Here is a 26,596-nt window from a genome sequence, read left to right on the forward strand (position 1 = left end):
CTCTAACCTCCTATCGTTATGCTTTCTCCATCTACTTGTTTGCCATTCAGGATGAATTTTCTCAGATTCCGGGGGAATTTGACTTCCGCGGTGCATCCCCTTGGAAGTTTTATATCAGCTATAAATGTATCATCGCTTACTTTATAGCTTACCTCTATTCTCCCCAGAGGCGTTGGAATCGTGCCCTTTACCCATTTCAAATCGCAGAGATTGGGTTCAATTAGAACTCTCGCGAAACCGGGCTCAATCAGCTTAACACCAAGGATATGGGTAGGGAGGAAGAAGGCAGGTGCTGCTGACCAGGCGTGGCAATGGCTTCTCGTGAGCTTCTTACCAAGCCAATCTAAGGAGCCGGGGAATGTTTCCCAACAGGTAGTTGCGCCATAGTCGAGCATCAGCCCCCATTTCTCCCTGATTTCCTCAAGGATTTTCTCTATCTTCCCTATCTTAGCTAAAGCCTCAAAATAGAAGAAAGACATAAAGGGACTGCCAATTTTCACGAAATCTTCGGGTGGATTGAGGAGATATCCCTCAATTATTTTCCTTCTCTCTTCAGGAGCGCAGTCAGTTAGGAAAACGATGACTTGGGTTTGCAGGCTGAAGACGCTTGAGCGAGTTCCATCGCTATGAATGCTGTCAATATAAGCCTTCCGATTCTCATCCCAAAGATGCTCGTTTATCGCTTTCATCAAACTTTCGGAAAATTCAAGCAGAAACTTCTCATCCTCGTTTTCCCCCAAAATTTGTGCTATCCCAGCGGTCTCCCTCAAAGCTTTCACCAATAGGGCGTTTTGATGAGTAACAACCCCACTTGTCGGCGTGTCCATCGGCGCCCAATCAAGCATATTCCAAGCGAAAATATCAAGTAAGCCCTTATCGTTTATGAACTGCTTGAAATTCCTCGCGGTTTGAATGAGATAGGGATAAATCTCCTCCAGGAAATCCCTCTCGCCGGTGAAAAGATAATATTCCTTACAGGCCAGCATCCAGAGTATTGTCCAAGCAGTGAGGATGTTTTGCCATCCGCTGGGAACTTGGGATTCCGGGAGGGGAGAACGATAAAGGGATTTAGGAACCAACCTCAAACAGCGTTTGGATAAGGGGTAGGCACCAAATGTAGTGTAGTTTATTAGAGACTCGTTCCTCGCATCGCCCACCCAGAATGTCTGCTCGTAGGCAGGGCAGTCAACATAAGTATCCTCCATGCAAAGTCTCTCGGTATGCTTTGATATCTCCCATATTCTATTGAGCATATAGTCATTACTGTGGAAGGTCCCGACTTCCGCAACGGGATATGTGGCAAGGTAGGTTTTAATATTGTAAATCTTAACCGGAGACTTGTGATTTCTCACTGTAACCATCAGATATCTGAAGCCGCGCCTTATGAAGGAACGATAACTTTGATGCCCATCCCGACAAACATATCGCAGAGTATTGTGCAGTCCAGAGGTGTCCTCTATGAAGCCATCGTGAAGGCTTTCAAAGGCATAGAAATCCAATATCGTGCCCGCCGAAGCCTCCACCTCAAATTCAATAAAACCGCTGAGCTCAATCCCAAAATCAACAATCAGCTCAATATCGCCCTCGGATGGCTCAATCTGGGTGTAGGAATCGTTGGCATAAACGAGATTTTGATATTTAAGGGGAACATCCAATTCCCTCAATATCGTCTTCTGCGTTGAGAGGGTGTAGACAACATCCTTGCAGGTGTGCTCACGCAAAATCGGCTTCAGCCAATTCTGGAACTCGGAAAGGGAAGAGGCTTCCTTCATCTTCCAAACCTTCTCGTAATCTGGATGGGGCTTAAATTCGTCCTCCTGGGGATAGCCTATCTGAAGAAGAGTTCTCTGGGCAAAGGGTCCGATGGAAACGAACTCTCCCTCCCCTAAAGGTGATTGAAAGGAAACCTCCTCGGGGAAATCAAATGCTAAATTCACAAAGGGGTCATGGTAGGTGCCGCTTACATCCATTAGGAAGAAGTTATTTCCTTCCTCAAGCTCTACTTCCACCTGATTAGTTCCCGTGAATTGGTATTCCTTTCCGTTCAATTTAAACCTACCCATTATCCCGAAGGGAATTATCATCCTTCCCCTCATTTTCTTTGGCGATTTTATGACCGTTGCTATATAGCCGATATGCTGTTTCACATTTGCATCGTACTCTCCAGGGTAAAAATTCGGACGCAAATCTATGGATATATGAGACTTTACAGGCTTTACCTCTTTTAATGATATAACCCTCTTTGGGTAGATGGGCTCATTTGTGAGGAAGGGGATATCACGGGGTATTAACGATTTCCAGGGAGGTGTCCCATAGGGACCGATTTCAATTGCGTTCTCCCAATCGCTATCGTCAAAGCAAAGCTCATTCCAACGAGGGTCAAATTCGTTGGCATCGTAAATCTCAGCCCAAGCTTGTTGACAGCTTATCCTCACCGAAGCTCTTCTAAAGCCGGTGTGTTCCTTGGTCTTCCAAGAGCTATCGCTAACTACACTCTCTATTATTTCCCCATCCTTTTGGAAGTCCAATTGAGCGATTAATCCACCTCTCCCTTCAATGTATTGAAATGTGCCTATCCCGTAGTGGGTGACTATAACGGAGACCACATTTTCCCCTGGCTTGAGCAAGTGCTTAATGGGATAGGTATCGTAGGACTGCTCAAAGGGCCAGGAGCGAACGGGTCCGAAGCCGATGAATTCCCCGTTTAAATAAAGGAAATAACGAGAATCGGCTGTTATATGCAGATGGGCTTCATCAAATTGCTCAGGCGTATTGAAAGTTTTGCGAAAAGCAAGCCAATAGTTTCTAGGGTGCTCTTCGCTGTGGCTCCAAATCCATTTCGCTTTCCATTGCATAAGATTATACCTCCTTCAAGTTTTTTAAACTTATTATATTTAGTTAAAAAGAATTATGCTAAAAGAAAATATCTTTGTTATAATTCAGAATAGGAGGTGTTTAGATGCCGAGACTTACGAAGGAAGAAGTAGAGCATGTCGCTTATTTAGCCCGTCTTTCCCTTTCTGAGGAAGAAAAGGAAATGTTCACGGAGCAATTGAATCGCATTTTGGAGGCTTTCGCAAAGCTTCAGGAATTGCCTACGGAAGATGTAGAACCCCTATCCCATATCATCCCCCTACAAAACGTCTTTGCTGAGGATGAACCAGGGAAATGCCTTCCCGTTGAGGAAGCACTCGCCAATGCCCCAGAGAGCGATGGCAATTTCTTCATAGTTCCGAGAATCATAGAGGATTAGGAGAACTATGGAATCATTCAATCTGAGCGCAAGGGAGCTTGCAGAGAAGATAAAAAAGAAGGAGGTCAGCCCTAAAGAGGTTGCCTCCTCATATATAAAGAGGATTGAGGAAGTTGAGCCAAAGGTTAGGGCTTATATCACTCTTACTTTGGAGCAGGCAATGAGGGAAGCAGAGGAGATTGAGGAAAGGCTGATGAGTGGAGAGGATGTAGGACTTTTGGCTGGGGTCCCAATAGCCATCAAAGATAACATCTGCACGAGAGGAATACCCACAACCTGTGCCTCTCGCATCTTGGAGAACTTCGTCCCACCCTATGATGCAACAGTTATAAAGCTTTTAAGGGAGGCAGGGGCGATAATAATCGGCAAGACGAATATGGATGAGTTCGCCATGGGCTCATCAACGGAGAATTCCGCCTTTTTCCCCACCCACAATCCCTATGATTTGAAAAGGGTTCCCGGTGGCTCCTCGGGCGGTTCGGCGGCTGCCGTATCCGCACGAGAGGCACCCTTAGCTCTTGGCTCAGATACTGGTGGTTCAATAAGACAACCTGCCTCCTTTTGCGGAATCGTCGGCTTCAAACCCACTTATGGAAGGGTCTCACGTTATGGACTGGTTGCCTTCGCCTCAAGCCTAGACCAAATAGGTCCCCTCACAGCGAATGTTGAGGATTGTATTCTCCTATTTCACATAATCGCTCGCTACGATGAAATGGACTCAACTTCCGCTCCCATTCCCACTCCTTCTCTTGAGGAGATGCTCTCACCCAAGGTTGAGGGCGTGAGGATAGGACTCGTTGAGGAGCTCTTCGGAGAGGGAGTGGAGGAGGAAGTGAAAGAAGGGGTTTTGAAAGCTGTAAAACATCTTGAGGAAGCGGGAGCCCTTGTGGATTGGGTTTCCCTCCCCCATCTGCCCTATGCCCTTCCTTGTTATTACATAATAGCTCCCTCGGAGGCTTCATCCAATCTTGCAAGATACGATGGAGTGAAGTATGGATTGAGGGTTGAAGCGGATGGCGTAATACCGATGTATATGGAAACGAGGAATAAGGGTTTCGGAGCGGAGGTCAAGAGGAGGATAATGCTCGGCACTTATGCCCTTTCAGCTGGATATTACGATGCCTATTACTTGAAAGCACTCAAGGTGCGTGCCTTGATAAAGAGGGACTTCGATGAGGCTTTCAAGAATTTTGATATTCTCGTCAGTCCAACATCTCCCATTCCGCCCTTTAAGATAGGCGAGAAGATAGATGACCCCTTGAAGATGTATATGGCCGATATATGCACTATACCTGTTAATCTCGCCGCTCTTCCCGCAATATCTATCCCCGCTGGTTTGGACTCTCAGGGCTTGCCAATAGGAATTCAATTCATAGGGAAACCCTTTGAGGAAGCTAATCTTCTCAGATTAGCTCTTGCATACGAGGAGGCAAATCCTAATCTTCCCCTACCTATTCCTTTATAAGCTTTTCAATTTATTTTCCTTTATCCTCAAACGGCGAGTTAACTATATATGACCACCAATTATTCAACTTGCCATCGGGTCCCCGTCCTTTGGAACGAGGAAGGTGCTTCAACCACCACTTATGATGTAGACGAATATCTCCATTGCCCCATTCAGCGCAGTTCACCAATCTTTTCTTTCCCGTCAGCTTGGGATATGTTAGCCAATCATCGCAAGTGCTCCACACATAGCGTTTATTCCCCCAATCGTAGTCCTTCTCGCTATTTGGCGCGTAATGCACATTTCCACATCCAGCTTTCCCAGGGGCGACTTTATCATATAAAGTAAATCTATTCCATGCATGGGTTTCCTTAGCCTCCCAACTACCATATATATGCGTCATAATGGATTCAACTCTATGACCGAAATCCTCCAGCATCTCGCCAACTCCCCTCTCGTAGTTGAAGCCCATTATGATAAAGGGCTTGCAATCCACATCAGTTAGTGGCGGGGAATTACACCAATAAGCTCCCTTGCCCACCATTAGGCTTTCCCAATAGCCCATATAAGGAGCGCCCCATAGCCAGACTTCGTCTACCTCCCCTTTATCAACCCTCTCCGCAATATTAAACTTCTTTATTATATACTTGTAATCAACTCCATCTGGTTGGTGCCACTCGGATTTCCCCGAGATGCAGTTAAGATATTCCTCCTCTGTATACCTGAAACCATCTATTTTCGGAGGAAACTCATCCACATCCACCCATTGGATTACTTTATATCTAACATATCCACCGCTGCATTCCTCCAAATCCTTGATATATTCCCTCGTTAACTTCCGAGGGTCGTTCCATTTGAAGACATTATGGAGACGCTCGTTTCCCTTGCTCCTTATAATCGGGTCGAAGTTGATAACGAGGACCTTCTTAACGACCGGCTTTTGAGTATTGGATTGACTTCCCCAAAGTGCAAGGAGAAGCAAAGCGCTGAGGGCGAGATATTTCATAAAATCACCTCGTCATAAGTTTATCGGGTATTTACCGAACTCCTTGATTGCCTCATAGAAGGCGAGGACATTTTCCAATGGGGTAGAGGGAACGATTTCGGATGAGGAACCGATAAAGAAACCGCCTCCAGGGGCAGCCACTTTAAGTGCCCATTTCACTTTTTCCCTTATTTCCTCGGGAGTTCCCAAGGGAAGAAGCTGGCTACAATCAATTCCTCCTACGAGTATCAATTTATCTCCCCACCTTCTTTTCAAGAGCTCCAAATCCATTCCCGCCAATTGTTCAAGAGGATTCAAACCATCAACACCAACGGAGATGAGGTCATCAACAATCTCCAAGAGGTTACCATCGGAATGGAATATCACTTTGATACCGGCTTTTTTGAGGGGTTCAATGATGTATTGAAGGCGAGGCAACCAGTTTTCTCTCAACCAGCGAGGGGAATACATAGTCCCGCTTTTGAACGCAATGTCATCCCATATGAAGGCAAGGGGAGAGAGGCGGGACTCAGCCATAGCCTCAGAGTATCTCCTGCTGGCTTCCATATGCTCCGTCAAGATTCTGTTGACCTCGTCCGGCATATCGTAGATTGCATATGTGAAAAGTTCAAAGCCTATAGCGTGGCGAGCTGCATCCAAACCAACACCACATCCCGGGACGAACATAACCTTGGGAGCAAAGGCTTCAATCCATCTCCTCATCTCCGGCACCCACCCATCCATTACCTCCTCCCTTGAGGGAATGTAACAGCGGTACCCTTTGATATCTTCCAACTTCTTGTAGGGTCTATCCGCTAACCATACAGTTTGTCCCTCAACCGCATAGCCGAACTCTCCCGCTTTAGAGATATTTCCCTCGTCTTCTTCCCTTGGGGGCAAAGCTATTCCCCTACAGAGGTCTATTCCTAAGCCCTCATAGACTCTCACCGAGGCTTTAAGGTGGTCGGTCTCACCGGGAGCGAAATATTCGTAAACAGCTCGGTTATCAATGAGGTCCCAGACGGGGACTTTGTCTCCCTCTTGATGATTTGCTGACTTCATAATTCTCTCATAGACTACGCCATCCAAAACTTTTTGGGCATAGAACATTTCCATAAAATCTACCTCCTCTTAGTTTAGAAGAATAGTTGTTGTAGAAGATTGGCTAAATCCATAATTCTCGCTTCCTCTTCCTTTCCTCGGGCGCATTGGCAGAGGGCTTCAGTAAGAATAGCTAGCCCAACGCTGTTTATCGCCGATTTCACCGCAGACAGCTGGGTTATTATCTCGGCGCAATCCCTGCCTTCCTTTATCATTTTCTGAATACCTCTTATCTGACCTTCAATTATCCTTAAAGACGAGAGAATCTTCTTATCCATATTCTATCTTCCTCCCAACATATCTAAAAACATAACTTCCAGACAAAGCCGTTCATCAAAATTGAAACCGGGCTGGAGCAATCTATACGCTCTTTGCACGGCACTTAAAGCGGAATGGAGAAAATCAATACTATAATTTTTGTGAATTCGCTCAAGATATCTCTTTTTGTCATAGTTGATGAGGAGAGAGGAATCGCCGGCGAGTCGGAGAATGAGGAGGTCGCGGAAAAAGGAAGATGCAAAGAGGAGACACTGCTGGATTTTGTCTTTATCTTCCCCCTCTTCAATTTGACTCGCTATCTCGGCGAATCTCTCCGCTGCTCTTAAGGAATAATCCGGATTTAAAGGCATATCCATTAAAAGGCGCAGGGTATTTTCTCTCGCTTTTTTAAGCTTTTCGTCCTTTGCTATCTTTATTGCAAAACCAGGGCGTCCCTCGGAAAGGGAGGCAATGGCATAAGCTAAGTCCTTATCCATCGCGTATTTTTCCCGCAGAAACTGGGCGATTTCCTCTTTCTCAACACTGAGGAACTTGATGATGTGGCTGCGAGAGGCTATAGTGGGAGGGATGTCACCGACATTAGGAGCCAAAAGTATGAAGATGCATTGCTCAGGCGGCTCTTCCAACACCTTCAAAAGGGCATCTCCCGCTTCCCTTGTGAGGACCTCGGCTTTCCCTATTATGTTCACCTTCCAACCTCCCCAGATAGCAGAAGAGTAAGCCGTTTGACGAATAGCTTTTATCGCATCTATCCCCAGCATCCTTTTTTCGGGTAACAATTCCGAGATTTCCCTAATCATAGCTTTTATTTCCTCTATTCCTAATCGCTTTTTGTCCTCGCCTCTCTCATCCCTTAATTCATTCAACGATTCCTTTAATTTATCCATTTTCCCCCTTAGCTCTTTTCTTGTCTCGCCTGTAAGCTCGTCTTTAATAAATTCAAGGAAGGGCTCGAGCTTATATAAAAATATCCGATTCAAAATTGTTAAGGTTTCCTCGGTCTCTACTCCGGCTTTTTCGCATTCGTCTATCATTGCGTTTATCTCTTTTCTAAAAACTTCCATTTGGAGATATAGGACTCTAACATCTGGATGATAACCCTCATCAATTGCCCTGCAAGACCTGCATTTATCGCAGGGCTCTGTATGGGGGGTTAAGTTCTCGCAGTTCAGAGCCTTCGCAAAGTTCAGAGCAACTGTTGTCTTCCCTACTCCCTTCGGGCCGACAAAAAGATAAGTATGATGTACTCTCTTCTCTCTTATATAAGACTTTAGCAGGTCTATAACCCCTTTATGCCCAATTATATCTTTAAAAGCCATAAATTGAGTTTATTCTCTCCCCTCTCCTATCTTGTGAAGCAATTGCTCCAATCTTTTGTTTGCATTATCAACCATCTCTTTGAATCTCAGCCACTCTAATGATGAGTTCCTCGCCCCTCTTCCTCCCCTCCTCAGCTCGCCTCTCCATTGCTTCCTGCATCTCAGTGACCCTGCCAAACAGTTCCTCGCTCTTCCTTCCTGCATTTCTGCTATCCTAGGGAGAATCTCTTTTGCTCTCCAATCTTCCTCTTTCATTATTTCCCCTATTATTCTCGCGCTCTCCCAAGTGAGAACTCTTGCCCAGAAGATATTCAACACCGCAAGCAAAACGCTCAAAAAACCAAGAACAGCGGCTAGCGCCTCCATATTTTCGCCTCCTTAGTTAAAAGCGGTGAAACTGCTCCACGGGCACAACGAAAACAATTGCTCCTCCTACCCTGACCTTCATAGGAGTGGGGAAGGGGAAAGGTCCAACCTCGCTCAAGGGAAGGGGACGGGGATTGATGAACTGCTCCCTGCTCTTGCAATTCTTCTCTATCAAGCTAAGGACTGATTCCAATTCCTCGTCCTCCACTCCAATCAGAAGAGTGGTATTTCCTTCCCTTAGAAGCCCTCCTGTTGAAGCTACCTCCGTGAACCTATAGCCAGCGGCGAGAAGTTCTTGGCTTAAACGAGCCTTGTCCCTACTATGAACAACCGTTATTAGAAGCTTCATCACACCACCTCCTTATGAGTTCCTTCACTATTTCCTCTATTCTCTCTTGCACCTCCTCAACTCCTCCCCTGCCATCTACTACCTTTATTTCCTCTGGATAGCGCGAGGCGAGCTCAAGATATCCTTCCCTAACCCTTTTATGGAATTCCATCGGCTCTCCCTCAAAGGGAGTGAGGGTGGAAAGACGCTTCATCCCCTCTTCAGGTGGTATATCTATGTAAATAGTTAGGTGGGGAGATATACCTTGTCGGGCGAAAGCATCCATCTCCTCTAAGAGTGGGAGGTCTAACCCTCTGCCAAATCCTTGATAGGCGAGGGAAGAAAGGGAGAAGCGGTCGGAGATGACTATCTTTCCTTCCATTAAAGCGGGCTTAATCACTTCCTCAATATGTTGGGCGCGAGCGGCGAGGAAGAGGAAGAGCTCCGCTCTTGGATTGATGGGACGAAGAGCGGGGTCCAAAAGGAGCTGCCTTATCCTCTCTCCCAAGGACGTTCCGCCCGGTTCCCTTGTTAGGACGGCGGGAAATCGTTGGGAAAGGGAGCGATAAAGGAGCTCAGCTTGGGTGGATTTGCCCGCTCCTTCTCCTCCCTCAATAACGATAAACAAACCTTTTAGAGAAACATCCATTTTGCTCATTAAATAAGTTTAACAAATTTCTCGGGAAAAGTGAAACGAATATATAATCCCATACCATTTAAGACTCCTTAGGGAATTTCTTATATTGCTTGAGGATAAACTATAAAGGAGAGTATTCGGCTCAGAAAATCTTTAAATTTTACCGCAAATTAGCTCCCCTTGTCCATTTGAACAGAATTTACAGAAAAAGAAAAATACCATTTAGCCTTTTATACTTCTCGCTATTGTGGAAGCCGTAGGAGCTTTTATCCCTATCCGTTGCAAAACATATTCAATTCCTCCTTTAAAGGAATTTGACCTAAACAAGAGCATTCTTTTCTACCCTTTAGATATTGTATCACTCTTTTAACTCAGTTCCTTTTTCCTGAATTTTTATCTCTTCTTGAGAATCGTGTTTCTTGAAACGCCAAAAGCTTCCTTTGCCGATTCCACTCCTATATTGCAATTTAGACCATGATTATCTCATAATCTGATATGCTGTCCATTTTATATAGCGTTTGCAAAACTCCCGAACTGGACAAATCCTACAATCGGGCTCAAGGTCTTTGCAATAACCGTCTTCGTAAAGATAAAATGCTCCGTTGTCAACATAGAATGGAATCACTCCAGCTTGGCTAACGATTTGCTCAATGATGGGGCGCATTTTGCTTGCATGGATTATAAATGGTCTATCCTTTTCATATAAAACTTCACCAAGTAGACCTGTTCGGCAAAAAACCTTGCCCACATGTCCGTCTACTATCATTAATGAAGTTTTGAATTAAATCAAAGAATTTAAGGTTTTCTTCTTTAAGCCAGCGAATGAACCCTTCATATGCCTTGAAGCGATAAGCGAATAAAGAGAGTGGCTTTATGCCGCCTAACGCTCCAACCTTATAAACTAACGACCCTTTTGCTCCACCAATTTCTTTGAATATTGAAAATAGCTTCCCTTCCGAAATATTAAACGGCTCGTAAAAAAGTTTCCCCCAAATTCATTATATAGTGATGCAGATAATTCTTTTACTTTTTCCACCCTTGCTTGCTGATTGAGCAAGATTCTGAGAAGAAGATAACTTAATATTTCTTCCTGTGTTTCCCTTTTATTTATAGATTCTGATAAGGAAGAGCCATATGTTCCCGCCACCTTTTCAGCCATTTTACCCTGCCTTCCTTTTCAAATTCTTTCAATCGTTAAGTGGCGTGCATCCTCCCGCACAATTATCTCCGCTTCGTAATCTACCCCAAAGAGCAAATCCTCGCTCAAACCCATCTTCGCCTTTACGACCTCCAAAAGCTCTAAATCTATTTCATATCCCACGCTATTTCTACCAAGCTTGGCGGATACTCTATTCGTCGTGCCAGAACCCATAAAGGGGTCCAAAACGGTCTCGCCCACATAAGAGAACAGCTTTATTAACCTATAAGGAATTTCTTCGGGAAAAGCAGCTATGCCCTCTTCCAATCTGTTTTTAATTGGCAAGACATTCGTTATTTTCCAAATCGTTAAATACCACTTGTTCTTTTGATATTCATCATGTATCCCTCAGGCTTTGTCCAGATGATTTTGTCCCTGTAATTTAAACCTTCTTCAAGGTAAATCCTCGTCAAATCGGCAACAACAGGATATTTCCTCCCATTTATCAAGGTATCATCGCATACTATGCAAGCAATTCTTCCTTCCTGCAAAACCCTCCTTATCTCCCTCGCTACCCTCCTCATCTTCTCAAGATATGCCTCATAGCTCTCAAACAAATCCGGATAATCAAAAGGAGCATTGAAGTAAGGAGGAGAGGTTATAACAAGCTGGACGCTGCAATCTTCCAGCTCCCTCATATCCTCCGCATCACCGAATATCAGCTTATGATGCGTTTTCATATCCTTATATTTCAAACCTCAATTTGCTCTCTCCAACTTGTATTATATCCCCATTTTTCAGTTTTTCCCTCGCCACCCTCATCCCGCTCACAAATGTCCCATTAGTTGAACCCTCATCCAATATATAATAACCATCATCCTCTAAAACTATCTTGCAATGCCTCCGAGAAACAGCCTTATCCAATATAGTGAGGTCCCTATCCTCAGCTCTCCCAATTGTGAATTCTTCTTTCATTATTGGGAAAACTTCGCCTTCCAATGGTCCCTTAACCACCACGAGCCGCGCACCAGATGAAAGAGGCTTTGCCTCCTGCTTTGATGGAAGGACGGCTGTTTGTCCCGCTTTCAAAGCCGATGGCTGAGTAGCTGGTGTGCAGGCACAAGCGCCAGTGATTGGGTCCTTCCTCTGACCACAATAAGGACATACATCGCTGGATACCGGCGAGACCTTTTGCTCCACCACCACATCTCTCCTCTGCACTTTTTCCTTCATCTGGAAAAGAAGGGAATGTCCTCCTATCTGCAATCTGTCCCCATCTTGCAAGGTTGCTGAGGAAATCCTCTGTCCATTCAATATAACTCCACCGCCCAAATCCCTAATCTCATATGTATTATCCTTGCGAGTTATCAATGCATGTTTCGGAAGGACCGATTTGTCCCCAAAAAGTCCTAAATCGCAGAGCTCGTCCCTGCCGATATAGAATTCATCTTTATCAACTATATATTCCCTTCCCTCCTTGCTTCCCGATAGCACTTTGAGCCAAGCTTTTTTAGTTAGTTCCTCCACAAGTGATGTGGAAAAGCCGACCAATCCTCCAATAGAAGTAAGCGCTACCATTCGGCTAACCGCGTCTGTATAAAAGATGAAAGGCAGAAAGTCAAAGAGCATACCGCCGATGAAACCACCGAAAGCACCTCCAAGCGCTCCTCTTTTCGCCCTCCATTTGGAGAGAGTCAAAATCCCTTGTGATGCCCCAACAACCATCCCCACCGCCGACCATCCTAGGCTTCTTGCCACTATCCCCTTCAGGGCTTGAAAAAGGGAAGCCATCCCCTCCCCTGGGACGAACATTTGGTAGATTCTTTCTCCAATCACCAAGGCGCAGGCGCCACCGAGCAAACCAGTTAATGAACCGATCACAGTGAAGCCCAAGAGCCTTTGCTTCCGCCAAATCGCCTCCGTTAATCCCAACGAACCACCGATGAAAAAACCCATAACCGCTCCAAATATCGCATCATTCCTGTAAACTTCTATCAGAGTCTTCTCCCTCATATGGGTGAGGGGCAAGGGTTCAAGGATAATCCAACCTATGAAGCCACCAATCGCCCCGAAAAGGAGGAATAAAAATGTCTTCTTCATAACTCAAACCTGAACTTGCTTTCCCCAATTTGTATTATATCCCCATTTTTCAGTTTTTCCCTCGCCACCCTCATCCCGCTCACAAATGTCCCATTAGTTGAACCCTCATCCAATATATAATAACCATCATCCTCTAAAACTATCTTGCAATGCCTCCGAGAAACAGCGGAATCGGGAACCACTATATCCCTATCCTCACCTCTTCCTAAAGTTGTCTCCTTCTTGCTTAGAGGGAAAACCTGACCAACAACTGCCCCCTCATAGCCAACCAGCTTTGCTCCGGGGGTGCTGACCACCGTTTGGGAGGGCGCAACTCCGGGAGTACAGGCACAGGCTCCCGTTACGGGGTCTTTCCTCTGCCCACAATAAGGGCAGATATCGGGTGAGGTTGGGATAGGAGATGGCGGGGGAGTTTCGGCAGTCTGTGGCTGACCAGCTTGCTGCCTCATCATCCCTATTATATCAAACCCTCTCCTCTTCATAAGGAGGAAGACAATGTAAAGGATTAAAACGACGATTATAAGGGAAGTAAAAACGCTTATAAAGGGGCTTATGCCAGCCTTGGGAGCGGGTTTCGTTTCCTCTTTTGCCTTTTCCTTCTCAACTGATTTCTCGGCGGGGGTTAGCTTAGCTGGGAGGGAGAGGGAAGCAAAGGAAAGACTGAAAATCTGGGGCTCAGCGGTTAGGGAAATTTCTATATCCTGACTAATCTTCAGCTCTCCTCTCCTCGCTTCCAGATTCCCCTTCCCTTGAGGTATAAAATAAAAGTAGGTGGTTCCTTCGTCCTCTTCCCTTAACACATATGAGTATTTATTCCCTTTGGAATCATGGAGGGAAACTACGGCATAATCAACCGGAGTTCCCCGGGAATCGGTGAGCTTCACTCCTATTTTATATATGAGGTTGAAATCTCCTTCGGAGAAAGTAATGGATGTATCCTTTGCCTTCAAATCCTTCATTGCTCCCCTGTTCTGCTCGTCGCTCACAGCCACTTTGAAATCCCCCTCAGGGAGGGAAACGACGACATCCTTCCCTTGGAGAAGATAAGTGTTTTGGACACCATTCTGAATGAATAGGATGTATTTTCCCTCTTTTGGGAAGTGAATTGTGACATCCCGAGGAAAAGCAACCAGGGAAAGGAAAATCAAAGCCAATCCAATAATTTTACGCATCTCTCTCTTTTCCTCCTATAAGAACGAATTAATTCAAAAGCCTTGGGGAGAAAGCGAGGCAAGTCAGTAGCAAGCATATACTCCTCGCCAAACTCCTTTTTAGCTAAATCCCCACAAAGCCCATGGAGAAACACGCCGAGGAGAGCAGAGGATAGGGGAGAAAGACCCTGCGCCAGAAATCCTCCAATCATTCCAGTGAGAACATCGCCTGTCCCTCCGCTCGCCATCCCGGAATTACCTGTGGGATTGATGAAACATTCTCCCTCCGGGCTAGCGATGACTGTTCTTGCCCCCTTCAAAACAACAACGCAACCTGATTCCTCAGCCAATCTCTTAGCCCACCCAATCCTATCCGCTTGAATATTTCTCACATCCTCACCCACAAGTCGCGCCATTTCCCCGGGATGAGGGGTAAACACGAACTTCTTACTCTTGAAATCCACCTTCTTTCCTGCTAAGCAGTTCAAAGCATCGGCGTCTATTACTGCGGGAAGTTCAATTTCGCTCAAAAGATTGTGAACGAGCTGGCAGGTTTCGGGATTAGTTGAGAGACCAGGTCCTATTGCTAAAGCGCTGCATTTTCTCAACTTCTCTTTTATGAGAGGAAGAGCTTTTGAGGAAAGGGTGCGCTCCTCGGTCTCGGGAAGAGGATAGGTCATAACCTCCGTCAGCTTGACCTCCATAACATCGTTAAGGGAGGAGGGAATGCCAAGGGTGACAAGACCCGTTCCAACTCGCAAGGCACCCTCGCAACACATAGCAGCAGCCCCTGTAAAACCAAGGGAACCAGAGAGAACGAGTAGGTGCCCAAAGGAACCCTTATGGGCATCAGGAGGTCTTTGGGGAAGAAGCTCTTGGAGAAGGGAAGGGGTAAGGAGGTTAAGAGTAGGAGATGAGAGAAGGGAATGGGGTATGCCGATATCTGCTACATAGACATCTCCTGCGTAGTATGCCCCTGGATAAAGGATTAATCCTCTTTTGGGAAGTGCGAAGGTAACCGTTCTGTCCGCTTTCACAGCTACACCGCACACTTCACCACTATCCCCTATGCCTGAGGGTATATCAATGGAAAGGACGGGCTTTTTAACTGAGTTAATCGCCTCAATTGCCTCCTTATATGGTGAGCCTACCTCCCCTTTCAAGCCCGTCCCGAAAATAGCGTCTATCACTAAATCAGCGTCTCGCAAATGGGATTTGATATCAGTAGGCAGTTCCAGTATTTCAATCCCCATTCTCTCCCCTATCTCAAGGTTGGCTTTCGCATCGCCTTTAATTTCCTCTTTCCTTGCAAGGAGAATTACTTTCACTTTTACCCCCAAGTTGAACAGATGGCGCGCACAGGCTATTCCATCCCCTCCATTGTTGCCCTTCCCCGCTACGACCACCACATTTTCTCCCTCAAGCATAGCAAGCGCCATTTCCGCTGACCTTTCCCCGGCGTTCTCCATTAGTAGAAGAGTAGGAAGGGAAAATTCCTCCCTCGCTCTCCTATCTATTTCTCGCATCTCCTCGCTGGAGGCGACTTTCATTATAACTAAATTATAATAAACCGATGATGAAGATACAAGAGAGAGTCCAGAGAGCTACACAGGTTAGGAGGGGAAGGTCCTTAACAACCGCCTGGTCGGGAAACTCGGCGAGGTCCGTTTTCTGGACGAGGTAGAGGTAGCGGGCAATTCCGTAAATGACGAAGGGAATTGTCCAAAAAAGCAAGGGATGGTTTTGCCCAGTTGGAGAAAAGAAGGTGTAAAGGGCATAAGAGATGATGCATGATGAGCCTGTGAGCGACATAAGCTGGTCTAAGAAGGGAAGCGGATAATGCTGAAGGACCTCTCTGTGCTGAGGGGCAGAGGCTTTCAAGCTTAGCAACTCTCCCCTTCTCTTTCCCGTTGCCAAAAGGAGAGCAAGGAGAAAAGTGCAGAGAATTATCCATGTGGAGGCGGGGACATCAATTGCGGAAGCTCCTGCCTCTACCCTCAGGATGAAGGAGAAGGCAACGGTTAAGATATCAAGAAGCACAACGCCCCTTAAAAAGAGGCTATAAGCTAATTGGAGACAGGCGAAAGAAAAGCAGACGATGGTGAAGAAGGGACTGATGAAAAGGGATAAAGCAAGGGGAACAAGGACGAAGAAGACAGCTGAAAGGCGAGCTATTGAAGGAGAGAGCGCTCCCGAGGCTATGGGTCGCCATCTCTTTTGGGGATGTCTTCTATCCCTTTCTATATCCATTAAATCGTTGATGATATAAAGCCCTCCCGAGAGGAAAGAGAAGACAACGAAGGCAGAGATTGAAAGGAGGAGTTTCTCAAGTGTGAACTCACCTGCGAAGATAAGGGGGGCGATAACGAACAGGTTCTTCGTCCACTGGTGTGGACGGAGGGACAACAAAATATTAAGCAAGAGGCTCCTTCTTCTCATGTTTACTAATTATAAATCATCAATCGTCATAATTCTATTTTTGTTTCTCCACTCGCAAAGCCAAAATGGGGAAGATGGCGAAGAAGGAAATAACACCGCTCATAAAAAAGGGAAGAGAGATGTCTATGTTCGCCAAATAGCCAGCGATTACAGGCCCCAGTACCCATCCTATGTTGCTGATTGCCCCTACGGTTGCCACTTGAAATGCCCTCGTTTCGTCTCTGGAAAAGCGCTGTATTAAAGTGCTGCGGGCAGGCGTCCAGATGCTCGCCCCTATAACATCGTGAATTAGCCACACCCCAGCAGCCCAGAGAAAAGTCGGCATAAAGGCTGTAGCGCTTATCGCTATATTCTGTAGGGTGAGAAATATGATATACAACCACTTCAAATTCCTCAATTCCTGCCATCTCCCTCTCAATAGATTTCCGGCGAATATCATAGGGAAGCCGAGCGAAATGCGATGAAGGGCGAGGAGAATAGCCACCCAAGCTTCGCTGACATTGTATTTAACACTGAAGAAAAGAGGCATCATCTGGGTATGGCTTAGAGCGACTCCGAGATTACATATGAAACCCGAAATGGTTAAGAGCCATAAATCTCTGTTTAAAAAACCAAGGTTCTCGCTACCCAAAGAGACAACTTCCTCCTCTATTTTCATCTCGGAGAAGTTTAGTTGGAAAATAAGAAAGGCAAGGAAGATGATTGAAGCGGAAACGAAGAAGGGCAGGTTATAACCCCTAAGCATCAATATGCCAGCAGCAACGATACCAAACCCTTGAAAGAAGAAACTCAGCCCTGCCGTCCTCCCCATAATGAAGAGATACCTGCTCCTTGATACGCTCTCATATAAAACGACCGAATTGATTGTGTCCTGAATGGCGGCTGCGGTTTCCCTAAGGGTCTTTATGAGTGTAAGAAGCGAGAGCTTGGCGGAAAGAGGCGTGAGGAAATTGAAGATTGAGGAGAAAAGGAGAGCGAGGGAATAGAAGGGTTTTCTTCCCGAGATATCCGAGATGCGAGCTGACCATATTTGAACGAAGAAAACGAAAAAGAAAGAAATGGCAAAGACAAAACCCATCCCTTGATAAGAGATTCCTCTATCTTTCATATAATAAGGGAGGGCGAAGTCGTAGAGCCCTATAGCTATGCCGAAAAGCGAGGAAACGAAAAGCAAAGTCCAAAAGTTCCTTTTCTCAATATTCATATTGCTCATATTCTATAAAAGTATCTCCTTATTTTCCACCTATTTAAAGCTAACCATTTTCGCCTTGACAATTGGAAAATTAGTAATTTAATACTTAAAAATCATTGAAGGAGGTAGATGGAGATGATTGATATTAGACTATCGTTGTGGTTTTTCGGAGCACTTCTTCTTTTCGTTTCCCTTTCGGAAGCTCAACTCAAGCTGCCCACCTTCTTCTCCGACCACATGGTTTTCCAAAGGGGACAGAAGATAAAGATTTGGGGAATGGCTAAGCCGGGAACAATCATAATTGTTTCTCTAAATGGGAAAACTGCCAAAGGCAAAGCAAATGTTAAGGGACGCTGGCAGGTAAACCTTCCCGCGATGAAGGAAGGCGGTCCTTATGAACTGGTAGTGCAGGCAGGAGATGAGAAGATAGAATTGAAGGATGTATATATCGGAGAAGTTTGGATAGCCTCCGGGCAATCCAATATGTGGTGGCCGGTATCCGAATCCATGAACGCGGAGAAGGAGATACAGGAGGCGAATTATCCTCTCATTCGCTTGCTCCAAGTTCCTCTAAAATCCTCCACTCAGCTCCAGTGGGATGTGGAATGCAAGTGGCAGGTTTGTTCTCCTGAAACCGTTAAGAATTTCTCCGCTGTTGCCTATTTCTTTGCGAGGGAGTTATATAAGAATCTCAATGTCCCAATAGGGATGATACATTCCTCCGTTGGAGGCACTCCCGCCGAGGCTTGGACAAGTTATAAAGCGCTCAAAAGCAATCCAAAGTTTAAGCCACTATTGGATATTTGGAGTAAATACGACCAAGAAGTCAAGAATTGGCAGAGGGATGTGGAGAAAGCGAAAAAGGAAGGAAAACCGGAACCACCACATCCCCGAGCTCCCTTCGGTTTGGACCCTCAGTGGGCAGAATGCTGGCGACCATCTGCTCTCTACAACGCCATGATTGCCCCCTTCACTCCCTATCCCATTAGGGGAGCAATTTGGTATCAGGGAGAATCTAATGTGGGAAGGGCGGAGGAGTATTCAGTGCTTTTCCCTGCGATGATAGAGGATTGGAGGAAAGCTTGGGGAATAGGTGAATTTCCCTTCTTATTCGTTCAGCTCGCCAACTTTATGGAACGCAAGCCGGAGCCATCCGAGAGCGCTTGGGCTGAGCTGAGAGAGGCTCAGATGGCTGCCCTCAGCCTTCCAAACACGGGTATGGCTGTGGCTATAGACATCGGAGAGGCAAACGATATTCATCCTAAAAACAAGCAGGATGTTGGCAAACGCCTCGCTTTAGCTGCTTTGGCTAAAGCTTACGACTTCAAGATTGAGTATTCCGGACCATTGTTTGAGAGAATGGAGATAGAGGGAAATAAGGCTCGCATCTTCTTCACCCACACTGGCAGTGGACTGGTGTGTAAGGGAGATAAGCTATTTGGCTTTGCCATAGCAGGTGAGGATAAAAAATTCGTCTGGGCAGAGGCGAAAATAGAGGGGAATACGGTAATAGTTTGGAGCGACAAAGTCCAAAAACCAGTAGCTGTTCGTTATGCTTGGGCTGACAATCCCGAGTGCAATCTCTATAACAAAGAGGGATTGCCAGCTGTTCCATTCAGAACCGACATTCCACCTTATCTTAAGGGAATTTTGCCGGTTAAATATTAATCAAAAAGTCCTTAAGGATTACAAACTTTGCAAGGGACGAAGCCCTGCTTTATGGCTTCGTCCCTTGTTTTGAAATAGACCCTGTTCGCAACGCCTATCTTCTGTGCCCAGGGACAGGTGAGACGATGGAACTTCTTAGAGGATTTATTCCCAATATATTGATAATTTCCCTTCTCAAGAGGTGGCGGGGAGCCGAGAGGCTTGCAAACATCGCAGGGCTTATAGTTTTTCCTCGCTATCTCTCCTGCCCCCATCTCTTTTTTATTTTTATCGGGAATCTTCTTCAATAGAGGGCAATTGGAAAGGTGATAAACCCCTTTAGAGATGTCAACAATATATCTTTCCTCCCACAATCCTCTCCCTTTCTCCATCGCCTCTCTTTGCAGTTTGAGGAAAAGCTCTTGATATTTAACATTGGGCGGAACTGTCATCACTTGTGCGTAGCCATCTTCCACCATCTTCGCATTGACGAAAATCTTGTCTACATAAACATAAGCTAAAAGCCTTCCGTATTTATCATAAGTCTGCACATCAAATTCCAAACGCACCTTCTTGCCCCTAATCAACTTCTCCAAATGCTTCTTCGCTTCCTTGCCGAAGGGTTGTTCACCTAATACGGGATGATGAAGTTCAGGAGCATTTATCCCGATTAAGCGAACGTGCTGTCCATTTTTCAGAACGAAGGTATCGCCATCTATAACCTTCGCAACATCACCTTGGAGGCTCTTGTTAAGCGCAATAAGCCCCAAAATTAAAAGAGGGATGAAGTAGAAAAGCCATCTTCTACTTCTTATCATTTCTTATGCCCCCTTTCCAAATCAACTTCTAAAATAAACCCAAATCCCTCACGAATTTACCCCAATCCTCCATCGTCCACTTAAGGTCTTTAATATTTATTAAATGCCTCGTTTCCCTCACTTTCCCGAGATATTCCAAAGTCTCACCTTCCCTCACCAAAGGAGCTTGCTTTGTATGGAAATAGCCGCAGATGATGCATTTAAGGGATGTTTGAAAAATCCCGCATTTATATTTACCGATTCGCCCTTTTAATTCCTCTAAATAGCCTCTAAAAACGGCGTCTTCTTGAGGAATCCTTGCCTCTGCGAAATCAAGAAGTCGGGAAAATCCACAGACCTCAATAAAAAATTGTAGGATAGTTGGTTGGGGAACGCAGCATTTCACCATAACGCCATACTCATACCCTGCGTCAGTTTCAGCCCAGACCCTTTTTCCGGGAATATCTTGATTTGTATAATTTATGGACCTTCTCATCGCCCTCAGAGAAATATCTTGTTACATTTTTTCAAAGGGTTAATAAAATGCTTTTCCTCTCGTTATCATGGGAATTCTCATAACCGCTGTATCGGGGATTTCCGGTATTGCATTTCTGAATATCAGTGAAACCTTCTTTGAATCACCGACAACGGCGTCCTCGGGAAACAATAAGCCTTCCTGCGAGATTCTTTCTCTATTCATAGTTTTTAAAATTATGAAGCTTTAAATTAAAATTAGCAATCCCTATCCATAAACCTTCTCGTAGCCTTTCCGCCAAGCTGAAAAGCTACCACCTCTTTTGTAGGCATAGAGAAGGACATCGCCCATTCTCTCATCTCCTTGTGCTAACAACCATTGAATAACGCTTCCCCTTATGCTCTCAAAAGTTGCCTGTATCCCTCTCTTCCTCAACTCCCTTTCCAAAATTTCCTTCTTTTTCCTCAGTTTACCCTCTTCCTCCATAGGGAATTTCCCCAGGGGGGTCCCTGGCTTAGGGATGAAGGGAGATATTGATAACCTTAAAGGCAGAATCTCGCTCATCTCTTCCGAGATTTCCGCAATTCTCCTCACATCTTCCAATTCTTCCTTGGGCAAGCCAATCATAAAGTATAAACGAGCCCTTTTAAATCCCGCTTTCTTTGCCTTCTCCAAAGCCTCTCTAAGAACCTCCTCGTCAATTCCCTTATTTATCAATTCTCGCAGATGGGAAGAAGCGACCTCGGGAGCGAGGGTTATCGTCCTCTCGCCTCCTTGGGCTAAATAGCGAAGGAATTCTTCATCAAGAGCGTCCGCACGTAAAGAAGCTGCCGAGAAAGGAATGCCTTCTTTATTAAGCCATCTTCCTATCTCTCTCAATTGCAAATGGTCGCAGGTAGCAGCTCCCACCAAACCGATTTTTCTCGCTATACCTTTCCATTTAAGAGCCTCTTCTATTACATTCTCTGCGCTTCTCTCCCTATATGGAGAGAAGAAATAAGGAATTACGCAGAAACGACAACCCCTTTGACACCCCCTTGAAATCTCTATAAAGGCTGTGGAGGGAAAATCGCAAACCGGTGATATATATTGAGATGAGCCATCATACAAGTTTAAATCCATTAGCCACCTGCGTTGGTATCTATTGCCGATTGAGGGAACGAAAATTCCTTTTATTTGCGAGAGTAGTTGAAGCCTTTCACCCTTATCACGCCCTCCTTTGATAGCCTCACCGATTTCCCTAACCATTTCCTCGCCATCGCCGATGGCGATTGCGTCTGCAAACTTTGATAAAGGCAAGGGATTGATGGTGGGATAAGCTCCTCCCACGAGGATAATCGGATGTTCCTCTTTCCTTTCATCCCAGAAAAGGGGAATTTGGCTCATTTCCAATATGCGAATGAAGTTGAGACAATCCAATTCATAGGAAAGGGAGAAGGCGAGAACTTGAAACTCAGAGGGCAGCCTATCGAACTCAAGGGAACGAACCTCCGCTTCTTGAAAGAAGTATCTTTCGCAGGAAAGGTCGGGGAGCTTGTTTATTTCCCTGTAAAGAATATGCATAGCGAGACCCGCGGAGCCAGCTTTATAGGGAAGGGGAGAGATGAGTAGGAAGCGGAATTTGGCGGATTTGTAAATCGTTCCCTCCTCCTTTGCTAATAATTCCTTTCTCGCCCTTATTAAATAACTCTCCATAATCCCTTAAATTATACCACCTTTGCAATAGAAATGCATATGAAAATGGGGAAGGGAGCTTAAATATTTGCAAAGTAGGTTCCCCTTCCTCAATTGAAGGACCTGCTGCGATTTACTTCTTCTGGGTGTCCTTTTCCGTGACCTTTTGTGCCACAACATTCACGACCTTCTTGGGAGCGGCATTTTGAGCGGGGACATTTGTCGCTGGAGCGGCGAACATCAACATTGGAGAGGCTAATGCAATAGTTAGGAGATATGCAAGCTTAATCATCTTAATAATGTAATTTGTTCAAATGATGGGAAAAAACTTGTATACTCCTTAATCCATTCGCTAATATTAAGCTATGATAGAACGTACCGACCGCTGGCGCATCCTCTTCGCTCTACTCCTCGGCGTAATAATGGGACCAATTGACATCAGCATCGTCAACATTAACCTCCCCTTAATAGCTGAGACCTTCTCCGTTCCCGCTTATCGTATAGCCTGGGTCTCTATTTCCTATCTACTTATGCTCAGCACTCTGCTTCTTCCTTTTGGACGATTGGGCGATATGTTCGGCTTTAAGAAACTATACCTTTCTGGACTCCTAATTTTCACCCTCATCTCCCTCATCTGTGCCCTTTCCCCGAGCTTTCTCTTTCTCGTGATATCCCGTGGATTACAAGCTGTTGGGGCAGGGATAACGATGTCCCTTGCCCCTGCGATAATAACCGCTATCTTTCCCCCTAATGAAAGGGGACGAGCGCTGGGCTTATATGCGCTCTCAGTCGCCCTTGGTCTGGCGATTGGACCAAGCCTTGGCGGATTCCTCGGCTCCCTCTTCGGATGGCGTTCCATATTCCTTGCGAATATACCCTTTGGCATCCTTGCATTTTCACTAAATCTTAAACTTCTTCCAGAAGAGGGTAAGAAGGAAAAAGCTATATTTGATTATTTAGGTGCTTCCCTTTCCTTCACTTTCCTCCTCTCCCTCCTCCTCTTCATAACTGAAGCGCCCAAATTTGGTTTTAATTCCCCCTTTCTCATCCTCTTATTTCTCGGTTTCCTGCTCATCTATGTCCTCATCAAATGGGAGGGAATTTTCCCCGCGCCTCTTATAGATTTGTCCCTTTTCAGAAACAGGGTTTTCTCCCTCGCAATCTCCTCCGCATTCCTCAACTACCTCACTCAATACATCCTCATTCTCTCGCTCCCTTTCTACCTTCAGAGAATTCTCAATTATTCTGCAAAGGACGCGGGAGCGCTAATGACCGCTTTCCCCCTCACGACTCTCTTTGTGGCTCCTCTCGCTGGCTGGCTTTCGGATAAAATCGGGCACAGAGTGCCCGCCCTCCTCGGTCTTTCACTTTGCACACTGGCTGCTTTTCTTTTTTCCTTCCTCACCCCAAACGATGAAAAAACCTCCATTATCTGGCGCCTGAGTCTTTATGGATTAGGTACGGGTTTATTCCAATCTCCCAACAACAGCGCTGTTATGGGAGCAGTGGGGAGGAAGAGATTGGGGATAGGAGGAGGGATACTGGCAACTGTCCGCAATATGGGAATGGTTTTCGGCTTGGGGACAGCGAGCGCGGTTTTATCTTGGCGCTTAAAGCTTTACTCTTCGCTTAACCTGCAAAATCCCTTTTTCCTATCCCTTAGGGACGCATTTTTATCTGCGGGTTTAATCTCCGGGATAACGGTAATCCTTGCCATAGCCAATTTCTTGGATATTGACAAACAAGGAAACTTGGTTAAAATGATTAATAGCAAAGGAAGGTGAACATTGATGTGGCAAAGGTTCACGGAAAGAGTTAGAAAAATCATCCGCTACGCCCAAGACGAGGCGCAGAGGTTAGGGGATTCTTATGTGGGGACGGAGCACCTGCTCCTGGCGATAACGAGGGATGCGGATTGTGTGGCGGCGAGAGTATTAGAGAGGATGGGTGTGAATTTGGCTCGTCTGCGTGCGGAGATTGAACGCGAATTGAAAGCTAATCCCTTCGCGATACGCCCCCTTCCTCCGGAGGAAGTGATGCCTTCTCACAAGGTAAGCAAGGTTATGGAGTTGGCTTACGATGAGGCGCGCCAGATGGGAGCTTCCTATGTAGGAACAGAGCATATCCTTTTAGGATTAATAAGGGAAGGAGAAGGGATGGGGGCGATAATTTTAAGAAGAATGGGTATAGATTTGGAGAAAGCTAGGAGGGAAGTAGTTGAGCACCTTCGGGAGGAAGGGCTTAACTTAGGGACCTCCACTTTAAGACGACCCCGGACACGCACTCCTACATTGGATGAATTCGGCAGGGATTTAACCCAGCTTGCGAGGGAACGTAAGCTTGACCCTGTTATCGGGAGGGAAAAGGAAATAGAGAGGGTAATTCAGATACTAACGAGGCGCACGAAGAACAACCCCGTTTTGGTGGGTGAGCCTGGCGTGGGGAAGACGGCTATAGTTGAGGGGTTGGCACAGGAGATTGCCCGCGGGGATGTTCCCGATATACTGAAAGACAAAAGGATAGTGAGCTTGGATTTAGGAAGTTTGGTGGCGGGGACGAAGTATAGGGGAGAATTTGAGGAGAGGATGAAGAGAGTTTTGGACGAGGTTCGGAGAAGCCAAAAAGAGGTGATATTATTCATTGACGAACTACATACCCTTGTGGGAGCTGGTGCAGCTGAAGGGGCGATAGATGCCTCCAGTATTTTAAAGCCCGCTCTTTCCAAGGGAGAGATACAGTGCATAGGGACGGCTACTCTTGACGATTATCGCAAATATGTGGAGAAAGACCCCGCTTTGGAGAGACGCTTCCAGCCCGTGAAAGTGGAAGAGCCAAGCGTAGAGATGACGATTGAGATTCTTAAGGGGTTGAGACGTCGCTATGAGGAACATCATATGGTTCAGATAACGGATGAAGCGATTGAGGCGGCTGTCCGACTCTCCAAACGCTACATCACTGATAGATATCTCCCCGATAAAGCCATAGACCTTATGGATGAAGCCGCTTCCCGAGTGAAGCTCAGGGCTTCTCTCCCGCCAGAGAAGATAAGAGCTTTAAAGGAGGAGCTGGAGCGTATTGAGGAAGAGAAGGAAAGCGTCGCTACGACCCTTGATTATGATAGATTGCAAAGGTTAAAGGAAAGGGAAGAGGAACTCAAGCTGAAGCTGAGGGAGTTGGAAAGGGAATGGGAGGAAGAAAGGAGCAAGATAGAACTCGTTGTAACGGATGAGGATATAGCGAAGGTTGTGTCAATATGGACGGGCATACCGGTCTCCCGCCTCGTTGAAACTGAGAGGGAGCGTCTCCAGAGGATGGAGGAGATACTGAGCCAGAGGATTATTGGGCAGGAGGAAGCGATAAGAACCGTGAGCAGGGCGATAAGGCGAGCCCGCTCAGGGATTAAAGACCCTCGCAGACCAATCGCCTCCTTCATTTTCGTGGGACCGACTGGGGTAGGGAAGACCGAGACCGCAAAGGCGCTCGCCGAGTTCCTGTTTGACAACGAGGATGCTATGGTTCGCCTTGATATGTCCGAGTATATGGAAAGATTCAATGTCTCACGCTTGATTGGTGCGCCTCCTGGTTATGTGGGCTATGAAGAAGGAGGACAATTAACTGAGGCAGTGAGGAGACGCCCTTATACAGTTGTCCTCTTAGACGAGATAGAAAAAGCTCATCCCGATGTATTCAACATCCTTATGCAGGTTATGGAGGACGGAAGGCTCACCGATTCACAAGGGAGAGTGGTTGATTTCAAAAACACCATAATAATAATGACTTCAAATATAGGAACGAAAGATGCATCATCAAGGAGGAGAATAGGTTTCACCTCCGATTTGAGAGATTACTACTATGAGGAAACAAGGGAAGCGTTGCTTGAGCGTGTCAAGAGCACCTTCCGTCCCGAATTCCTCAATCGCGTTGATGAGATAGTGTTCTTCAAGGACCTTTCCTTTGAGGAGATAAAAAGGATAGTGGACCTATTTATCAAGAGGATAAACGAGCAATTAGCAGAGCATTCCCTTAAGTTGGAGATAACCGATGGGGTGAGGGAGAAGCTCGCTAAAGAAGGTTTCGACCCTGCTTTCGGAGCAAGACCCCTTCGCAGGACGATTCAGAGATACATAGAAGACCCCCTTTCCGAGCACATCTTGAGGGGAGAATTCAAGGAAGGAGATACAATCCTCGTGGATGTTGATGAGGAAGGGAAGGTCCTGTTTCTCCGCAAAGGGGAACCCGTCGGAGCGGTGAGCGGGAAAGAAGGATAGATT

At 45.9% G+C, this 26,596-nt stretch carries 25 protein-coding genes and 1 pseudogene; 5 read left to right on the plus strand and 21 right to left on the minus strand.

Annotation, left to right across the window (positions count from 1 at the left end; translation table 11 throughout):
* Positions 1-2 precede the first annotated feature (2 nt).
* Complete coding sequence (locus H5T88_02440; protein MBC7329196.1) at positions 3-2,855, minus strand: family 78 glycoside hydrolase catalytic domain; 2,853 nt, start codon at positions 2,853-2,855, stop codon at positions 3-5.
* Between the two features lie 104 nt (positions 2,856-2,959).
* On the opposite strand from H5T88_02440, the gene gatC reads away from it, so the two are divergent.
* On the plus strand, positions 2,960-3,253 hold the full coding sequence (gene gatC, locus H5T88_02445; protein MBC7329197.1) for an Asp-tRNA(Asn)/Glu-tRNA(Gln) amidotransferase subunit GatC: 294 nt from the start codon (positions 2,960-2,962) through the stop codon (positions 3,251-3,253).
* A gap of 7 nt (positions 3,254-3,260) precedes the next feature.
* Positions 3,261-4,718, plus strand: coding sequence for an Asp-tRNA(Asn)/Glu-tRNA(Gln) amidotransferase subunit GatA (gene gatA / locus H5T88_02450; GenBank protein MBC7329198.1), 1,458 nt, complete (start codon positions 3,261-3,263; stop codon positions 4,716-4,718).
* Positions 4,719-4,728: 10 nt separating this feature from the next.
* On the opposite strand, the gene H5T88_02455 is transcribed toward gatA, so the two are convergent.
* From H5T88_02455 to H5T88_02525, 15 genes and pseudogenes are all read right to left on the minus strand, one after another.
* Positions 4,729-5,703, minus strand: coding sequence for a hypothetical protein (locus tag H5T88_02455; protein ID MBC7329199.1), 975 nt, complete (start codon positions 5,701-5,703; stop codon positions 4,729-4,731).
* A gap of 12 nt (positions 5,704-5,715) precedes the next feature.
* Positions 5,716-6,798, minus strand: a complete 1,083-nt coding sequence (locus H5T88_02460) for a hypothetical protein (protein ID MBC7329200.1) — start codon at positions 6,796-6,798, stop codon at positions 5,716-5,718.
* Between the two features lie 20 nt (positions 6,799-6,818).
* Positions 6,819-7,061: a metal-sensitive transcriptional regulator gene (locus tag H5T88_02465; GenBank protein MBC7329201.1), complete on the minus strand. Its 243-nt coding sequence runs from the start codon at positions 7,059-7,061 to the stop codon at positions 6,819-6,821.
* 3 nt (positions 7,062-7,064) lie between these two features.
* On the minus strand, positions 7,065-8,381 hold the full coding sequence (locus H5T88_02470) for a hypothetical protein (protein ID MBC7329202.1): 1,317 nt from the start codon (positions 8,379-8,381) through the stop codon (positions 7,065-7,067).
* Between the two features lie 9 nt (positions 8,382-8,390).
* Positions 8,391-8,747 carry a hypothetical protein gene (locus tag H5T88_02475; GenBank protein MBC7329203.1) on the minus strand — a complete coding sequence of 119 codons (357 nt, stop codon included), beginning with the start codon at positions 8,745-8,747 and terminating at the stop codon, positions 8,391-8,393.
* Positions 8,748-8,763: 16 nt separating this feature from the next.
* On the minus strand, positions 8,764-9,096 hold the full coding sequence (locus H5T88_02480; protein MBC7329204.1) for a cyclic-di-AMP receptor: 333 nt from the start codon (positions 9,094-9,096) through the stop codon (positions 8,764-8,766).
* Positions 9,068-9,724 carry a dTMP kinase gene (gene tmk, locus H5T88_02485; protein MBC7329205.1) on the minus strand — a complete coding sequence of 219 codons (657 nt, stop codon included), beginning with the start codon at positions 9,722-9,724 and terminating at the stop codon, positions 9,068-9,070. The genes H5T88_02480 and tmk overlap by 29 nt, the downstream gene beginning before the upstream one ends.
* Before the next feature lie 466 nt (positions 9,725-10,190).
* The gene (locus H5T88_02490) at positions 10,191-10,478 is read right to left on the minus strand and encodes a hypothetical protein (GenBank protein MBC7329206.1); all 288 of its coding nucleotides are present in this window, start codon (positions 10,476-10,478) and stop codon (positions 10,191-10,193) included.
* A 135-nt stretch (positions 10,479-10,613) separates the two neighbouring features.
* Positions 10,614-10,871, minus strand: coding sequence for a hypothetical protein (locus tag H5T88_02495; GenBank protein MBC7329207.1), 258 nt, complete (start codon positions 10,869-10,871; stop codon positions 10,614-10,616).
* An 18-nt stretch (positions 10,872-10,889) separates the two neighbouring features.
* Positions 10,890-11,590 (minus strand): annotated as a pseudogene (locus H5T88_02500) (site-specific DNA-methyltransferase).
* 4 nt (positions 11,591-11,594) lie between these two features.
* Positions 11,595-12,950 (minus strand): FHA domain-containing protein, encoded by a 1,356-nt coding sequence (locus H5T88_02505; GenBank protein MBC7329208.1) that lies wholly within the window; start codon positions 12,948-12,950, stop codon positions 11,595-11,597.
* Entirely contained in the window at positions 12,947-14,122 is a 1,176-nt protein-coding gene (locus H5T88_02510) for an FHA domain-containing protein (GenBank protein MBC7329209.1), read from the minus strand. The genes H5T88_02505 and H5T88_02510 overlap by 4 nt, the downstream gene beginning before the upstream one ends.
* The gene (locus H5T88_02515; GenBank protein MBC7329210.1) at positions 14,095-15,651 is read right to left on the minus strand and encodes an NAD(P)H-hydrate dehydratase; all 1,557 of its coding nucleotides are present in this window, start codon (positions 15,649-15,651) and stop codon (positions 14,095-14,097) included. Before H5T88_02515 ends, H5T88_02510 begins: the two co-directional genes overlap by 28 nt.
* A gap of 10 nt (positions 15,652-15,661) precedes the next feature.
* Positions 15,662-16,540 (minus strand): decaprenyl-phosphate phosphoribosyltransferase, encoded by an 879-nt coding sequence (locus tag H5T88_02520; protein MBC7329211.1) that lies wholly within the window; start codon positions 16,538-16,540, stop codon positions 15,662-15,664.
* Between the two features lie 34 nt (positions 16,541-16,574).
* Positions 16,575-17,753 (minus strand): MFS transporter, encoded by a 1,179-nt coding sequence (locus tag H5T88_02525; GenBank protein MBC7329212.1) that lies wholly within the window; start codon positions 17,751-17,753, stop codon positions 16,575-16,577.
* 114 nt (positions 17,754-17,867) lie between these two features.
* On the opposite strand from H5T88_02525, the gene H5T88_02530 reads away from it, so the two are divergent.
* The gene (locus tag H5T88_02530; GenBank protein MBC7329213.1) at positions 17,868-19,400 is read left to right on the plus strand and encodes a sialate O-acetylesterase; all 1,533 of its coding nucleotides are present in this window, start codon (positions 17,868-17,870) and stop codon (positions 19,398-19,400) included.
* 11 nt (positions 19,401-19,411) lie between these two features.
* On the opposite strand, the gene H5T88_02535 is transcribed toward H5T88_02530, so the two are convergent.
* The 5 genes from H5T88_02535 to H5T88_02555 form a co-directional block, all read right to left on the minus strand.
* Positions 19,412-19,858, minus strand: a complete 447-nt coding sequence (locus H5T88_02535; protein MBC7329214.1) for a thermonuclease family protein — start codon at positions 19,856-19,858, stop codon at positions 19,412-19,414.
* 367 nt (positions 19,859-20,225) lie between these two features.
* Positions 20,226-20,672 (minus strand): hypothetical protein, encoded by a 447-nt coding sequence (locus H5T88_02540; GenBank protein MBC7329215.1) that lies wholly within the window; start codon positions 20,670-20,672, stop codon positions 20,226-20,228.
* Between the two features lie 39 nt (positions 20,673-20,711).
* The gene (locus H5T88_02545; GenBank protein MBC7329216.1) at positions 20,712-20,876 is read right to left on the minus strand and encodes a hypothetical protein; all 165 of its coding nucleotides are present in this window, start codon (positions 20,874-20,876) and stop codon (positions 20,712-20,714) included.
* A 42-nt stretch (positions 20,877-20,918) separates the two neighbouring features.
* Positions 20,919-22,346: a radical SAM protein gene (locus tag H5T88_02550; GenBank protein MBC7329217.1), complete on the minus strand. Its 1,428-nt coding sequence runs from the start codon at positions 22,344-22,346 to the stop codon at positions 20,919-20,921.
* Positions 22,347-22,458: 112 nt separating this feature from the next.
* Complete coding sequence (locus tag H5T88_02555; GenBank protein ID MBC7329218.1) at positions 22,459-22,617, minus strand: hypothetical protein; 159 nt, start codon at positions 22,615-22,617, stop codon at positions 22,459-22,461.
* Between the two features lie 73 nt (positions 22,618-22,690).
* On the opposite strand from H5T88_02555, the gene H5T88_02560 reads away from it, so the two are divergent.
* Together H5T88_02560 and H5T88_02565 are read left to right on the plus strand one after the other, a co-directional pair.
* Entirely contained in the window at positions 22,691-24,109 is a 1,419-nt protein-coding gene (locus H5T88_02560) for an MFS transporter (GenBank protein ID MBC7329219.1), read from the plus strand.
* Between the two features lie 6 nt (positions 24,110-24,115).
* The gene (locus tag H5T88_02565; protein ID MBC7329220.1) at positions 24,116-26,593 is read left to right on the plus strand and encodes an ATP-dependent Clp protease ATP-binding subunit; all 2,478 of its coding nucleotides are present in this window, start codon (positions 24,116-24,118) and stop codon (positions 26,591-26,593) included.
* The last annotated feature ends 3 nt before the right edge of the window (positions 26,594-26,596 follow it).

It is taken from the genome of bacterium, from assembly GCA_014360495.1.
In the GTDB taxonomy this organism is placed as follows: Bacteria; Armatimonadota; JACIXR01; order JACIXR01; family JACIXR01; genus JACIXR01.

Excerpts from the sequence above, each read along its gene's own strand:
- H5T88_02440 (MBC7329196.1), bottom strand. The coding sequence starts at position 2,855 with ATGCAATGGAAAGCGAAATGGATTTGGAGCCACAGCGAAGAGCACCCT.
- gatC (MBC7329197.1), top strand. The coding sequence starts at position 2,960 with ATGCCGAGACTTACGAAGGAAGAAGTAGAGCATGTCGCTTATTTAGCC.
- gatA (MBC7329198.1), top strand. The coding sequence starts at position 3,261 with ATGGAATCATTCAATCTGAGCGCAAGGGAGCTTGCAGAGAAGATAAAA.
- H5T88_02455 (MBC7329199.1), bottom strand. The coding sequence starts at position 5,703 with ATGAAATATCTCGCCCTCAGCGCTTTGCTTCTCCTTGCACTTTGGGGA.
- H5T88_02460 (MBC7329200.1), bottom strand. The coding sequence starts at position 6,798 with ATGGAAATGTTCTATGCCCAAAAAGTTTTGGATGGCGTAGTCTATGAG.
- H5T88_02465 (MBC7329201.1), bottom strand. The coding sequence starts at position 7,061 with ATGGATAAGAAGATTCTCTCGTCTTTAAGGATAATTGAAGGTCAGATA.
- H5T88_02470 (MBC7329202.1), bottom strand. The coding sequence starts at position 8,381 with ATGGCTTTTAAAGATATAATTGGGCATAAAGGGGTTATAGACCTGCTA.
- H5T88_02475 (MBC7329203.1), bottom strand. The coding sequence starts at position 8,747 with ATGGAGGCGCTAGCCGCTGTTCTTGGTTTTTTGAGCGTTTTGCTTGCG.
- H5T88_02480 (MBC7329204.1), bottom strand. The coding sequence starts at position 9,096 with ATGAAGCTTCTAATAACGGTTGTTCATAGTAGGGACAAGGCTCGTTTA.
- tmk (MBC7329205.1), bottom strand. The coding sequence starts at position 9,724 with ATGGATGTTTCTCTAAAAGGTTTGTTTATCGTTATTGAGGGAGGAGAA.
- H5T88_02490 (MBC7329206.1), bottom strand. The coding sequence starts at position 10,478 with ATGATAGTAGACGGACATGTGGGCAAGGTTTTTTGCCGAACAGGTCTA.
- H5T88_02495 (MBC7329207.1), bottom strand. The coding sequence starts at position 10,871 with ATGGCTGAAAAGGTGGCGGGAACATATGGCTCTTCCTTATCAGAATCT.
- H5T88_02505 (MBC7329208.1), bottom strand. The coding sequence starts at position 12,950 with ATGAAGAAGACATTTTTATTCCTCCTTTTCGGGGCGATTGGTGGCTTC.
- H5T88_02510 (MBC7329209.1), bottom strand. The coding sequence starts at position 14,122 with ATGCGTAAAATTATTGGATTGGCTTTGATTTTCCTTTCCCTGGTTGCT.
- H5T88_02515 (MBC7329210.1), bottom strand. The coding sequence starts at position 15,651 with ATGAAAGTCGCCTCCAGCGAGGAGATGCGAGAAATAGATAGGAGAGCG.
- H5T88_02520 (MBC7329211.1), bottom strand. The coding sequence starts at position 16,540 with ATGAGAAGAAGGAGCCTCTTGCTTAATATTTTGTTGTCCCTCCGTCCA.
- H5T88_02525 (MBC7329212.1), bottom strand. The coding sequence starts at position 17,753 with ATGAGCAATATGAATATTGAGAAAAGGAACTTTTGGACTTTGCTTTTC.
- H5T88_02530 (MBC7329213.1), top strand. The coding sequence starts at position 17,868 with ATGATTGATATTAGACTATCGTTGTGGTTTTTCGGAGCACTTCTTCTT.
- H5T88_02535 (MBC7329214.1), bottom strand. The coding sequence starts at position 19,858 with ATGGTGGAAGATGGCTACGCACAAGTGATGACAGTTCCGCCCAATGTT.
- H5T88_02540 (MBC7329215.1), bottom strand. The coding sequence starts at position 20,672 with ATGAGAAGGTCCATAAATTATACAAATCAAGATATTCCCGGAAAAAGG.
- H5T88_02545 (MBC7329216.1), bottom strand. The coding sequence starts at position 20,876 with ATGAATAGAGAAAGAATCTCGCAGGAAGGCTTATTGTTTCCCGAGGAC.
- H5T88_02550 (MBC7329217.1), bottom strand. The coding sequence starts at position 22,346 with ATGGAGAGTTATTTAATAAGGGCGAGAAAGGAATTATTAGCAAAGGAG.
- H5T88_02555 (MBC7329218.1), bottom strand. The coding sequence starts at position 22,617 with ATGATTAAGCTTGCATATCTCCTAACTATTGCATTAGCCTCTCCAATG.
- H5T88_02560 (MBC7329219.1), top strand. The coding sequence starts at position 22,691 with ATGATAGAACGTACCGACCGCTGGCGCATCCTCTTCGCTCTACTCCTC.
- H5T88_02565 (MBC7329220.1), top strand. The coding sequence starts at position 24,116 with ATGTGGCAAAGGTTCACGGAAAGAGTTAGAAAAATCATCCGCTACGCC.